Origin of the sequence: Virgibacillus sp. NKC19-16, assembly GCF_021560035.1 — a bacterium.
In the GTDB taxonomy this organism is placed as follows: Bacteria; Bacillota; Bacilli; order Bacillales; family Amphibacillaceae; genus Virgibacillus_L; species Virgibacillus_L salidurans.
Window position 1 is genome coordinate 1,509,879 of sequence record NZ_CP074373.1, and the last position, 12,773, is coordinate 1,522,651.

The 12,773-nt window shown below is 35.7% G+C and carries 11 protein-coding genes and 1 pseudogene; 9 read left to right on the forward strand and 3 right to left on the reverse strand.

Going from position 1 to position 12,773, the window contains the following annotated elements; all coding sequences use genetic code 11:
• Window positions 1-162 precede the first annotated feature (162 nt).
• The 5 genes from KFZ58_RS07800 (at window position 163) to KFZ58_RS07820 (ending at window position 6,333) form a co-directional block, all read left to right on the forward strand.
• Window positions 163-2,046, forward strand: coding sequence for a sigma 54-interacting transcriptional regulator (locus tag KFZ58_RS07800; RefSeq protein WP_235794243.1), 1,884 nt, complete (start codon window positions 163-165; stop codon window positions 2,044-2,046).
• A 269-nt stretch (window positions 2,047-2,315) separates the two neighbouring features.
• Window positions 2,316-3,506: a mandelate racemase/muconate lactonizing enzyme family protein gene (locus KFZ58_RS07805; RefSeq protein WP_235794244.1), complete on the forward strand. Its 1,191-nt coding sequence runs from the start codon at window positions 2,316-2,318 to the stop codon at window positions 3,504-3,506.
• Between the two features lie 143 nt (window positions 3,507-3,649).
• Complete coding sequence (locus KFZ58_RS07810; RefSeq protein ID WP_235794245.1) at window positions 3,650-4,441, forward strand: fumarylacetoacetate hydrolase family protein; 792 nt, start codon at window positions 3,650-3,652, stop codon at window positions 4,439-4,441.
• Between the two features lie 262 nt (window positions 4,442-4,703).
• On the forward strand, window positions 4,704-5,990 hold the full coding sequence (locus KFZ58_RS07815; protein WP_235794246.1) for a dicarboxylate/amino acid:cation symporter: 1,287 nt from the start codon (window positions 4,704-4,706) through the stop codon (window positions 5,988-5,990).
• Between the two features lie 7 nt (window positions 5,991-5,997).
• Window positions 5,998-6,333 carry a transporter permease gene (locus tag KFZ58_RS07820; RefSeq protein WP_235794247.1) on the forward strand — a complete coding sequence of 112 codons (336 nt, stop codon included), beginning with the start codon at window positions 5,998-6,000 and terminating at the stop codon, window positions 6,331-6,333.
• Between the two features lie 265 nt (window positions 6,334-6,598).
• On the opposite strand, the pseudogene KFZ58_RS07825 reads toward KFZ58_RS07820, so the two are convergent.
• Together KFZ58_RS07825 and KFZ58_RS07830 are read right to left on the reverse strand one after the other, a co-directional pair.
• Window positions 6,599-6,758: pseudogene (locus KFZ58_RS07825) on the reverse strand (ATP-binding protein); the annotation flags it as partial.
• A gap of 412 nt (window positions 6,759-7,170) precedes the next feature.
• The gene (locus KFZ58_RS07830; protein WP_235794248.1) at window positions 7,171-7,446 is read right to left on the reverse strand and encodes a hypothetical protein; all 276 of its coding nucleotides are present in this window, start codon (window positions 7,444-7,446) and stop codon (window positions 7,171-7,173) included.
• Window positions 7,447-8,097: 651 nt separating this feature from the next.
• Between KFZ58_RS07830 and KFZ58_RS07835 the strand changes: the two genes are divergently transcribed.
• From KFZ58_RS07835 to KFZ58_RS07845, 3 genes are all read left to right on the forward strand, one after another.
• On the forward strand, window positions 8,098-8,262 hold the full coding sequence (locus KFZ58_RS07835) for a hypothetical protein (protein WP_235794249.1): 165 nt from the start codon (window positions 8,098-8,100) through the stop codon (window positions 8,260-8,262).
• A gap of 86 nt (window positions 8,263-8,348) precedes the next feature.
• Window positions 8,349-10,508 (forward strand): type IA DNA topoisomerase, encoded by a 2,160-nt coding sequence (locus tag KFZ58_RS07840; RefSeq protein ID WP_235794250.1) that lies wholly within the window; start codon window positions 8,349-8,351, stop codon window positions 10,506-10,508.
• Window positions 10,509-10,691: 183 nt separating this feature from the next.
• On the forward strand, window positions 10,692-11,138 hold the full coding sequence (locus tag KFZ58_RS07845; protein ID WP_235794251.1) for a hypothetical protein: 447 nt from the start codon (window positions 10,692-10,694) through the stop codon (window positions 11,136-11,138).
• Between the two features lie 142 nt (window positions 11,139-11,280).
• On the opposite strand, the gene KFZ58_RS07850 is transcribed toward KFZ58_RS07845, so the two are convergent.
• A complete protein-coding gene (locus KFZ58_RS07850; protein ID WP_235794252.1) occupies window positions 11,281-11,781 on the reverse strand; it encodes a class I adenylate-forming enzyme family protein in 501 nt (166 codons plus the stop codon).
• A 217-nt stretch (window positions 11,782-11,998) separates the two neighbouring features.
• Between KFZ58_RS07850 and KFZ58_RS07855 the strand changes: the two genes are divergently transcribed.
• Complete coding sequence (locus KFZ58_RS07855) at window positions 11,999-12,772, forward strand: prolipoprotein diacylglyceryl transferase (protein WP_235794253.1); 774 nt, start codon at window positions 11,999-12,001, stop codon at window positions 12,770-12,772.
• The last annotated feature ends 1 nt before the right edge of the window (window position 12,773 follow it).

Below are 12,773 nucleotides of genomic sequence, written 5' to 3' on the forward strand. Positions count from 1 at the left end.
GTCTGATTAAATTTTGTGTTAAACTAATTTATAAGATTATTTATGCAATAAACGGGCCAAAGATAACGGATGAAAGAGACGGAATGTTAAGGAAAATTGAATACTTTTAAGCGGTCACTTCCGTACATGGGTAGAAAAATATTTTTCTTTGGAGGGATAATGATGGATAATATTTATGTTATTGCTCCTTTCGATTTGACAAAAGAGCAAATATATCTAATGGAAGAACAGATGATTGATCGACCTTATAAAGTGACTTTCATAGAAACTTTGTTCCCATATGAGAGAACATTACAAAAGATCCCTGCATCCGCAAGTGTTATTGTCTCTAGAGGTGGACTCGGCGAATATTTACATACTGAAGCCCAAATTCCTTATGTACATATACCAGTTACTCCGTATGATTTATTACGTGCAGTTGCTCAGGTATATGTGAAAGGGTACCGGAAAATAGTTGTTTTGATGTTCCACCAAATAATAAATGATGCAGAAGCATTTTCTTTAGATTTTAAGGATGCAACAGTACAAGTCCTAAGTTATAACCATTCAAAAGATTTAAATCAAGTGCTTCAGTATCTAATTAAAACGGAACAGGTTGATGTGATTATTGGAGACCGACGTGCAGTGTTATCTGCTGGTCAATACAGTCTTGATACACGTCTTATAAAGTCTGGTCAAGAGGCTTTACAACTAGCATTGGAACAAGCGATTCGGACAATTGAATTGAAATACCAAGAACAAAGTAAAATCAAAGAACTTGAGTTGATTTTACACTCTATGCAACAAGCAGTTATTGTTGTTGATGATAAGAACAAGATTAAAACGTATAATGAGAAGGCAAAAGCGATTTTTCCGCGCTTGAGTCAATCTAATGCATATCGCAAAGTGGTTTCGAACGATACCCTCATTCATCACATCGATAATCAAGAAGATCATCGGAATATTTTAGTTGAAGTTGAAAGTCAAAAAGTACTGGCCACAACCTTAATAACGAGAACAAACGGACTGAACGCTGGTGCCATTCAAATGTTTGAAAAACTTGATGATATTCAACAATTAGAATTAAAAATTCGAAAAGAAGTGTTTAAAAAAGGTTTGATCGCTAAACATACGTTTTCAGACATTATAACCGTAAATGAAGAAATGAAAAGTTTAATACAAACGGCTGCGGTTTATGCGCGTTCAGAAGGCACGGTTCTTATTTATGGTGAAACGGGCACGGGTAAGGAATTGTTTGCACAAAGTATCCATAATGCTAGCCACCGACAAAAGAACCCTTTTGTATCATTAAATTGTGGTTCATTAAGTGAATCTTTATTGGAAAGCGAATTGTTCGGTTATGAAGAAGGATCATTCACTGGTGCAAAGCGCGGGGGACAAGCTGGACTTTTAGAGCTGGCACATGAGGGGACGCTGTTTTTGGATGAGATTAATGAGATGTCACGTGCCTTCCAAACAAAAATGCTTCGGGTTTTGCAAGAGCAAGAAGTTAGACGAGTCGGTGGCAAACGTAATATTCCAGTTGATGTAAGAATTATATGTGCTTCCAATGTACCAATCGAAAATCTCATTGAACAAGGGGAGTTTAAAGAAGACTTCTTTTATCGTATCTCCACTCTACCCCTTGATATATTGCCTTTACGAAATCGAAAAGACGATATCATACCTTTAGCCCTCCATTTTTTAAAGACCGAAATGGATAGGGAAAACCGGTATTTAACGTGGCAGGACACGTCACCATTTTCACCGCTACTATTTTATCCATGGTTGGGTAACACACGAGAACTTCAGAATATCATTCGACGTATAGTCATTACATATCCGCACAATGAAATTACAAAAGATGGGGTAGAACAATTCTTCAAAACATCCTTGAAAAAAAGAAAAAAGGAAATCCTTATTCCAGTGCTGGACTCCTATAAAGATATGGAGAAAGAATTATGGAAGAAACTCTTTCACCAATTCATCGGTACCAAAGAACAGTTCTGTCAGAAATACAACATTAGTTCGACAACATTGTGGCGAAAAATTTCAAACGGGAAATAAACCATTTCATATTTGAAATGGTTTTTTATTTTCTTTAAAATGGCTTACCTTTTTCATGATCCATAATTTAACTTTTGTAATTAATGTTGAAAATAAATTGGGATTTATTTTGCTTTTATGTTTCCTATTAGCACGCCGATAGTAGCCATTTTTTTGGGTTAGGAAGAATAGTGATGTTATAACATTAGATTAATTTCAAAACAGTTTTGCGATAGTTGGCACAGAATTTGCAAAATAATAAGTGAAAATAAATAAGGAGTGATTAATCAATGAAAATTGTAAGTGTCAAAGAAAAAGCCGTCCCAATTAGTAGTAATATCAGCAATGCATTCATCGATTTTAGTAAAATGAATGTTTCTATTGTTGGAGTAGAAACAGATGTCGTTCGTAATGGTAAACCTGTAGTGGGATATGGATTCAATTCCAATGGTCGATATGCACCAAGTGGTTTATTGAAGGAGCGATTCATCCCTCGTTTACTAGAAGCGTCTCCGGAGGAAATTGTAAATGATACAGGTACTAACTTATCCCCAGAGAAGATACATCAAGTGTTGATGAATAACGAGAAACCCGGGGGCCACGGTGAAAGAACTGTCGCAGTGGGTACCTTAGATATGGCTGTATGGGATGCGGTTGCGAAAATAGAGGATGTACCTCTTTACAAATTTCTTGCGGATCAGTATGGCGATGGAACTATTGATGAAAAAGTATTTGTATATGCGGCAGGCGGGTACTACCATCCAAACAAGGGGCTTCCTGAATTACAAGATGAGATGAAATCCTATTTGGATATGGGTTATTCAAAAGTGAAAATGAAAGTTGGAGGTGTTCCTCTCGAAGAAGACCTTAAACGAATTGAAGCTGTTATTGATGTTGTCGGATCCGGACAAAATTTAATGGTCGATGTGAATGGGCGATTTAATTTGGAAGAAGCTATTCGGTTTGGTGAGGCCATTAAAGATTATAATTTATTCTGGTATGAAGAAGTTGGTGATCCACTAGATTATCACTTACAAGCAGAATTATCAAAAGTCTATCCAAATGCTATCGCAACAGGGGAGAATCTCTTCTCTGTTCAGGATGCCACCAATTTAATTCGATATGCGGGCATGAACCCAAAAGAAGACTTTTTACAGTTCGACTGTGCGCTAAGTTACGGACTTGTAGAATACATGAAGATTTTAAAGATGCTTGAAGAGAACGATTGGTCTTCTAGAAATTGCATTCCGCACGGAGGTCATCAAATGTCACTAAACATTGCAGCGGGATTGAAATTATATGGAAATGAGTCCTACCCCGGTGTCTTTCAACCCTTTGGCGGCTTTGCGGATGGTTACGCCATAGATAATGGTTATGTTGGTCTCCCAGATGTTCCAGGTATTGGATTTGAAGCAAAAGAGGACTTATATCAACTATTAAAAACATTGAATTTGGAGCAAAAGAAGGCTTATATCAACTAAAAACACTATAGTTCAAATGAATAAGATGAATTTCATTGAAATCTAAGTGGGGTATATCTTCCAGGTGTGCCTCTCTTCACCTTCTTATAAAAATGTAAATGAAATTTTCGGGTTATGGATAGGTCAAAAAGGGAGATGGTAATTTGTTAAAAGTAAAGACACAAATGATTGTTCGTTATTTAGCTGATGATCAATCACATTATGGTTTGTGTGAGGATAACCATATCATACAATTATCAAGTGGTTTTTCTGAAATTGCTAATGGAGATTTTAAGAAAGATGGTGTCGTACATCAATACAGCAATGTGAAAATATTAGAACCTGTTCAGCCAACCAAAATTGTGAATTTTGGTTGGACATATGCTGAACACGCCATTGAAACAGGTGGTAAAGCTCATCTTAAAGAACCTTTTCTATTCTTAAAACCATTATCAGCGCTAATTGCAGACAAGGAAGAAATTGTCCTTCCGCATAGTAAAATGACATCACAAGTTGAGTTAGAAGGGGAAATGGCGCTGATCATTGGCAAACGAGGGAAAAACATATCAGAAGAAGAAGCGATGAATTACGTTTTTGGGTGTACCATCTTTAATGATATTACAGCAAGAGACCTTACAAGGGATGACCCGCAATATACAAGGGGTAAAGGGTTTGATACATTCGGCCCTCTCGGCCCACATGTAGTAACTGGCCTTGATCCATCTAATTTGCAAATTACATCAAGGATAAATAATAAAATTGTACAAAACGGCAATACAAGTGAAATGACGTTAAAAATCCCATATTTAATTAGTTGGTTATCACAAATTATGACACTAGAACCTGGGGATGTTTTGGCTACGGGTTCTCCTTCTGGCAGCTGCACAATACAATCTGGAGACACTGTCGAAGTCGAGGTAACGAGTATTGGGAAACTAAAAAATTACGTACGATGACTGTCTTTGATGTTATATTTAGGGACTGCGGAATAAAGTGCAAGAATACTTTTATCTATCACTAAAAAGCGTGTACATTGGTGTTTTTTATAGTCGAATTTGCCCCCCGTAATATATACGTTAACTATAATAGATACAAAAAAAGTAAGCGATTGCAAATAAAAGTGAAGAGGATAAAATGTTTATTGTTAACGAATAAAAAAATGTTTAATAATGTTGGATAATGAATTATCAACTCATTATATGAAAGGAGAGAATCATTATGGGCGAAAAGAAACCTGAGGAAAAAAAGAGTGTATTTAAAAGGTTTATGGAAATGAATTTATTTACGAAAATTATGATTGGTTTTGCCGTGGGTATTATAGCAGGCCTCATACTCCAAGAAGAAGCGGCAATGTTTGCTTTCTTAGGTACTATTTTAGTGAATTTACTACAGATGATCGTTGCCCCTTTAATTTTCTGTGTGATTGTAGGTGCTATCGCAAATGTAGGTAAGGGGAATAATAAGAAGCTTGGTCGAATTAGCTTAAAAACCGTCATGTGGTTCATAGGAACAACGGCTTTTGCAATACTTATAGGTTTATTCTTTGCTAATCTGCTGAATGTGGGAACCGGGGTAACTATTCCAACACCAGGTGATGCAACGGAAGCAATGGAATCTGCTGAAGAATTTTCTATAACAGATACAATCGTGAATATTGTTCCAGTTAGTATTTTTGAAGCTTTAGCAGAAAACAATTTACTTGCAATTATCTTTTTTGCACTTCTGCTTGGTTTTTCAATCCTCGGATTGGGCGAAAGCGGAAAAAAAGCACGAGATTTTTTCAATACAGGGCAAAATTTGATGACGAGATTAACAGAAATCGTTTTAGAATTTACTCCGATTGGAGTATTTGGTTTAATGGCAGATGTTGTGGGGAATGCTGGTTTAAATATACTTTTCCCTTATTCTAAAGCAATTTTCGCACTTTTCCTGGCTTGTATTTTATTTATATTAATTGTACAAGCAGGAATTTTAGTAGGCGGATTTGTAAAAATATCTCCAATAAGATTTTTACGAGAAATGAAAGATGCAATGGCTTTCGCTTTTGCAACCTGTTCTAGTGTTGCAACTCTACCTTTAACTTTAAAAGCCACTTTAAGATTAGGAGCAGATGAAGATACTACAAACTTTGCTGTTCCTTTAGGATCAGTTATAAATATGAACGGTACAGCTATTTATCAGGCGGTTTCTGTTATTTTTGTCGCTCAAATTTATGGTGTAGAACTTTCTATAACAACTCAATTAATGGTAATGCTTACCGCGACATTAGCATCTATAGGTACTGCTGGTGTTCCTGGATCTGGATTGATCATGTCTGTAATTGTACTCCAGGCTGCAGGTTTACCATTGGAAGGTGTAGCATTATTAGCTGGTATCGATCGTATTATGAATATGGGTAGAATTGTACCGAATATTGTTGGAGATGCTGCAACTGCTTTACTAGTTTCTAAATCTGAAGGTACTTTAAATGTTAATAATTTAGAAGAAAATAAAACGGCAGGATAAACCAAAGTTGATGAAATGGGATGATTCTAAGGAAATTCGCTGGGGTGTTCTGCTTTTGTTTGGGTGGTCTTGCCATTGCTGCAGGTTTCACTGCGACCGGCAATTACAGGTACTTGAAGGCATGAACTTTATTATTATTGTTCTTGTATCTACCGCTGTTGTATTGTCCCTTATAGAAATTACATCGAACATGGCAGCAGCTACAGTGATTCTTCCGTTGGTAGCTTCATTAGCAATTGCCGCAAACCTTGCATTTATGCTTCGAGTTGGAACATCGCTGAACGCTATTATGTTTGGAACAGGTAAAGTGAAAATCATTGAGATGGTTAAAAACGGATTTTAGCTAAACCTGATTCGATTATGCTGATTGTTTTAGCAGTCTATTTTATCCTTCCTGTCCTTTGGGGCATCAATTTGCAAAAATCCCGGCTGGAATTCAATAATATCTGTATCTCAAACAAAGGGGTCTGGCTTTCTAAGGTTAAGATCCCTTTGTTTTTAGGTTCTATTATATAAAAGCAGGATAGAGAATTACTGAACAGTTAATAAGCACTACTACAGAATTAGGCTTTTGTAACCGTCAAGTCAAAATGGACATTTTTTGCTAATTAATGTTGAACACTTTTTTCCATAAAAATGGAAGAACGATATTTCATGCGATAACTGTCATCATCCCGGAAATGAATAACTTCCGCGCAATGTAAAAACCCTGTCCAGAATGGCTGTTGTAATGCCTGGATCTCCTAATAATTCTCCCCATCCATTTGGGCAATGGTAATACAAGTGTTATCCCTGTCAATAAAATCTTGGGAAGTTGCCCCTTGATCCTTACGTTTTGTAAAAGATGCGGCGAGGTCTCCTTCTTAAAAATCGAAAACCTTCAGAAATTCCACTAAGCTTGAATTAATAATTTATCGAAATCGAGCGTGTTTGGGTAACGAAGTAAAATTAATACAAATTAGTCTTGTCTAATATATGTCGCTCTTTATTTTTCTGACCATTTATGATTTAGACTATGATAATCGAAAACCAAAACTTATTCAATAATAAAATGTTTTATTTGATTGACTTTTTAAGCTAGATCGTTCAAACTAAAAATGGGAATAAACGTTCGTTAAGGCGCTGGGGGATACTAAATGGAGGGTAGTAATTATAGATTTATCTGGAAAGCGATAAAATACTATAGAAAACAAGGCGGGGAAATTGTAGGTACACCTTCGTTCATTATTGGACTAAAGAGCAAGACAACGAAAGAAGTATTTCCCCATCCAATCAGCCATTTTTTATAACCATGTATACCTGGATAAAAATCAACTTTATCGATGAATTCATAAATATCTTTATAAGTAAATTTTGATTTCTTTTTGTGATTCTCATCATATTCTACAATCAACTTTCTCAATGTTGTCGCTTTTTCTATGTCATCTAAGATGCCTTTCGTACCGATTTTATTCATCATCTAAAACTCTTAACATAGACCTTAACTTTGCGATTCGTTTAATGTCTATTGTCGTTAGATCATGATTTTAGGGTACTATATCTTTTCTTTTAACTTTTTTAAATGAAAGAGAACTTTTTATCCAGGTCTTAAAAATATTTATGAAATGAAAAAGTTCTAAAGCATAGGCCAAGGATTAAGTTAGTATCGATAAGAACGGGAAAAAAGGTCAGAAAGATATATAAAATTGATTTTACCTATAAGAAAACAAATGAGACACTTTTCGTGGAAGACAAAGCGAAAACATCTAATAGATGAATACAATTTAGTAAAGAAAAAAGAACTATTAAATTATCAGAGACAAAAGAATTGGATGTATTTGATATTCTAGACGTAGTGGAAAAGCATTATGAAAATAAAGAATTTCTAATCAACTACCTTCTCCCTTATAACTATTTATTGGACAGACTCGTAAATAAAATTAACCGGCTACAGGATACTCTCAAAGGTTATCAGAACAGATTGAAAAAAGGAGGAGCGAATCCAATTATTTAGAAAAAGCAAACCAGAATCAGCAAGCATTATTAGATAGATTTATTAACAATATTATAGGATCTGATAGATAATTGGCCAAAGTAAGAAACGAAGTAGTACACATAATCAGATACAGTGAATTATGCTTTAACAGAAACATTCAGAGATCCCGCTTGTTATATTGAAGAATTTGCTAAGAGTATAAAAATAGGTGAACTTACGATAGATGATAAAAAAGATAATATCGTAAAGTTTCAAGCCAAAAGTGAAACATTAAAAGAGGAAGATTATGATTATTAATGATTTAAGGGTACTTAAACTTTATAAAAAAGTCGAACAATACTTATATCATAAAGAATATAATGGTAAGGGGGATTGACCTATAAATGGGACTTACATTAATACTAGCTGAAAAACCTTCCGTAGCAAAGAACATTGCGGATGCATTGAAAATTAAATCCAAGCAAGACGGTTATTTTGAAGGAAATAACTATATCATTACATGGGCATTTGGCCATCTGGTGCAGCTTTATGATGCGAAAGATTATGATAGTAAAATGGCACGCTGGAAAATGGACAACTTCCCGTTTATTCCTTCTGATTTTAAATACAAAGTAAAAAGCAACCCAAGGAACAGGCAACAATCCGATGGTGGTGCAGCGAAACAGCTAAAAACGATCCATTATTTAATGAAACGAAATGATGTTGATATGATTATTTCCGCGTGTGATTATGATCGGGAAGGTCAAATAATTGGTGACAGCATCATTTACCGTGGTGGGAAAAAGCCAAACAAAGAAGTGTATCGATTATTGTTAAATGAATGGACGCAAGCAGAAGTTCTTCAAGGGCTTGAAAAGATAACCTCCAATGAAACGATGAAACCGCTAAGAGATGCTGGTGTCAGCAGGCAATGGGCGGATTGGGTGATTGGAATTAATTTAATGTCTGTCGCCACATTAAAATATCAGAAAGGGAAGGGAAAAGCACTCAATATCGGCAGGGTGTTACTACCTACATTGAAAATCATTTATGATCGGGATAAGGAAATCGAAAATTTTGTTCCGGAAGACTATTTTAAGCTAAATGCAACGTTTCAAACAAAGGACGAACAGCAGTATCAAGGTACATATGTGGAAGACAACAAGGAAAAATTCAAGAAGAAAGAGGACTTGGAAACCATTCATGATGCCATTCAACATAAACAGGGAAGTATTATTGATAAGCAGGTGGAAAAAAAGAAAGAATTTGCGCCGTTTCTATTCAACCTTTCCAATTTGCAGGGCTACATTACGAACAAATATAAGGGATGGACGTCTGATAAAGTATTAAAAGTCGCGCAATCCCTTTATGAGAAAAAATTTATTACGTATCCCAGGACTTCCAGTACAGCCTTGGAAGAGAGCCTAGTTGGAAAAACTGCTAAGGTATTACAAATCCATGCAGAGGATCTTCCGTATAAAGATGAAATAAAGTTCATGAAAACGAAAAGAGTGTTTAATAATGCGAAAGTGGAAAGCCATAGTGCTATCATCCCAACCTATTTAAAACCCAAACGCCTTACAAGCGATGAGCAAATGGTTTATACAGCGATTAAGAACCGTTTTATTATGCAATTTATGCCTGTTGCTGAATATGAAGAGACGAAATTAACGACGAAAGTAGAAAACGTAAAAGGAGTTTTTGCTTCAAAAGGGAAGGTGCAACTTGTCGAGGGGTGGAAAAAGGTTGAAAACATCGTATCCAAAGAGACTGTTTTACCTCTCGTTCAGATCAAAGATAGTGTTAGTCTTCTAGATTCAGAGGTCACCTCTCATGTGACAAAACCCCCAAAGCATCATACGGAGCGGACATTATTACGTTTGATGGAGACATGTGGAAAGAGTTTTAAAGAGGATGAGAATGAGGAATTAACAGGAAGTATTTTGACTGGATTCAGTATTGGAACTCCTGCAACGAGGGCGGAAACGATTAAGAAATTAAAAGATGTTGGCTATATTTCCACGCAAGGTAAAAATCTGTTATGTACACAGTTGGGTCAAAAGCTTGTGGAAACATTTCCGGTTAAAGACTTGTTTGACTTGGAATTTACCGGCCGCCTGGAAAAAGTCCTATCAGATATACAAAAAGGAACTGTTAGCAAGAAGGAATTTTTACATTTCATTTTTTCATTTACCAATGAATCTGTGGAAACGATCAAGAGTGGAAAAGATGAGATCATTAATGAAATTACAGCCACCGGCAAAATGAATGAAGTACTAGGTACCTGTCCAGAGTGCGGTGGCAAGATTACGGACGGCTATAAAGGATTTGGTTGCAGCAATTGGAAGAGCGGCTGCAAATTTATGATCTGGAAGAACGACAAATACCTGGCAACTATGAAGAAAAAACCAACAAAAACGCTGGTTAAAAATCTATTGAAAAATAAAAAAGCCTATGTAAAAGGATTTACTAGCAAGAAGGGTAAGAAGTTCAATGCTTATTTACGGTATGAGAAAAACTCGAATAATGATTATTATAGCTGGAAGATGGAGTTTAAGAAGTAGCTAGTATATATCCGAATACAAATTGCATTTTCTTACACATAAACGCTTTAAAAATCCTGTTTAAAAAGCATTTTATCGTAAATTAGTGTATACTTGTATAGGAGGGAAGCATAATTCAACAAACGGATATTTTATGAATTGTAATTTGATGCTAATATTCCTCCAAGAAATAAGGATGATACAATGAAGAAGCTAACATTCAGTCTTCGAAGTGATTTGCCGCATGGAACATTAATTTGGATTAATGCCAGCAATAAAAAGATTTATTATAGTAGCAAGCGCTTTGACAAGCTTGCGTTTAATGAACATGATTCCAATTATCTAGGCAAGGCTGAAAAAATTTGTTCTGCAAAAAATAATCAAGAAACGCTAGTAGATAGTCTATTAGAAAAAACAAATCGAATTTATGGTATTTCCAGTAATGAACAAGTTGAAAAAAGTAATGGTGTGAAAGAAGTGGCGGTTTTATTCTTTTCAACATGGGAAGAAATGCTACGCTACGCAGAACCCTATTTTGAGGACTATGATCAACAGGAGAAATATGAACAACAAGAGATAAGAAGAAAAAAGCAGGCAAAACAGGAATGGTTGGAAAGAGGTAGACGTTATTTACAAAAAGAAAAAGAGTAAGCGTACTATACAAGTTATACTTTCCACATTATTTGCCTCAGACAATTCGTGAAATAGAGCTCTATGGTCACCCACGATTTATTAAATAAAGCTTGTATCCTTGCATTAGGATACAAGCTTTCACTATTAGGTCTGGTAGCTTTTAATACATATCCTTTAACTTCACTTTAAGGATCTTTCCGCTGACAGTTTTAGGTAGCTCCTCCATAAAAGTAACTGTTCGTGGACATTTAAAGTTTTCCAGTTTCCCCCTTGAGAACGTCATTAATTCCTGCTCAGTTACTGTAGAACCTGTCCGTGAAACAATGAATGCATGGGAAATCTCGCCCAATTCCTCATGAGGTGTAACAATGACAGCAACCTCCTGCACTGCGGGATGTTCATATAATACCCCTTCAACCTCCAGTGATGATATATTGTTTTCATTATTATTTATTGGATCATTTTTGTGTTCCACGATCGTAATACGTCCCTGCTCATCTTTGGTTCCCAAATCACCAGTGTACAACCATCCATCTTGATTCGCTTCATTTCCATTCTCTGTAAATCCATTGCCTTTCACAATGATTTCACCAATTTCCATTCCATTTGGTGCCACGTCTTTTCCGTATTTATTTACAACACGTACCTCTGTATCGACCATTGTATCCCACCCTTATCTTCACTATCTTTACATAAAATTTTATTTAATTATAAATAGTATAACATAAAATATGTAAGCGTTTCACTATGAAGTTTAATTTTATTGGGGTTAAATCTTAAATAAATTCTAAAAGTAATTGAAAATGACAGCAGTATAAGCTTACAATAGGGGTAGATTAAATTCGACGAATAGATACATAATTTTCAGGAGCGATGATATGAAAAACAGAAAACTACTTATTATTAATACCTTTACTTTACTCGCATTCATTATTGTTGTGAGTACTGGGATATATCAGACTGAGGCATCAAAGGATAAATTCGGTAGTAAGGAGCGGCAAAAAGAGGAAAAGAATGATACGGGACAAATTGATTCCCGGGCGAAACATAATGTTAGCTCACTGACACCTCAGAAGAAGAAATCACTTGTTTTGGAAAATGAGGATAGGGAATTAGATGAGGAAAAGGATGAAGAAGGTGATGATATAGAGGTCGAGGATGATGAAGAAGGCGATGAGTATGTGGAAATGGAGGAAAATGGAGAAGAAATTGATACAGAAGTAGATGCTGGGTATGATGCGAATTCGAATTGGGGTAGTGAACCAACTTATCAACCTGAGAATACGACAAATAATAGTTCTGAGCCTAATACGCCAACAGAGAATACAAACACAAATACCAGGGAGATAAATGACTCAAGAGAGAATAATAATCCTCCAAGTAATGATAATCAAAATGGTGATGATACCATAAAAGAGGAGAAAATACCTGAAAATAAAGATGCAGATGAACAAAACAAAGAAAACAATGAAGATGACGAAATAACGGAACCACAATCTCCAGATGATGGATCTCCATCTCCAACGGAACCTAAGGCTCCTGATTCCCCAGCAGATCCTGAAGAACCCACAGAAACAGATGAGGACACATCTGGTGGTGGTGAGAGCGAAGAAACTGGCAAGGAAACCAAAGAAAAATCTATCAATCAATAAG

What these genes read in the sequence shown, in the direction of transcription:
- KFZ58_RS07800 (WP_235794243.1), top strand. Translation starts at nt 163, where the DNA reads ATGGATAATATTTATGTTATTGCTCCTTTCGATTTGACAAAAGAGCAA.
- KFZ58_RS07805 (WP_235794244.1), top strand. Translation starts at nt 2,316, where the DNA reads ATGAAAATTGTAAGTGTCAAAGAAAAAGCCGTCCCAATTAGTAGTAAT.
- KFZ58_RS07815 (WP_235794246.1), top strand. Translation starts at nt 4,704, where the DNA reads ATGGGCGAAAAGAAACCTGAGGAAAAAAAGAGTGTATTTAAAAGGTTT.
- KFZ58_RS07830 (WP_235794248.1), bottom strand. Translation starts at nt 7,446, where the DNA reads ATGAATAAAATCGGTACGAAAGGCATCTTAGATGACATAGAAAAAGCG.
- KFZ58_RS07840 (WP_235794250.1), top strand. Translation starts at nt 8,349, where the DNA reads ATGGGACTTACATTAATACTAGCTGAAAAACCTTCCGTAGCAAAGAAC.
- KFZ58_RS07845 (WP_235794251.1), top strand. Translation starts at nt 10,692, where the DNA reads ATGAAGAAGCTAACATTCAGTCTTCGAAGTGATTTGCCGCATGGAACA.
- KFZ58_RS07850 (WP_235794252.1), bottom strand. Translation starts at nt 11,781, where the DNA reads ATGGTCGATACAGAGGTACGTGTTGTAAATAAATACGGAAAAGACGTG.
- KFZ58_RS07855 (WP_235794253.1), top strand. Translation starts at nt 11,999, where the DNA reads ATGAAAAACAGAAAACTACTTATTATTAATACCTTTACTTTACTCGCA.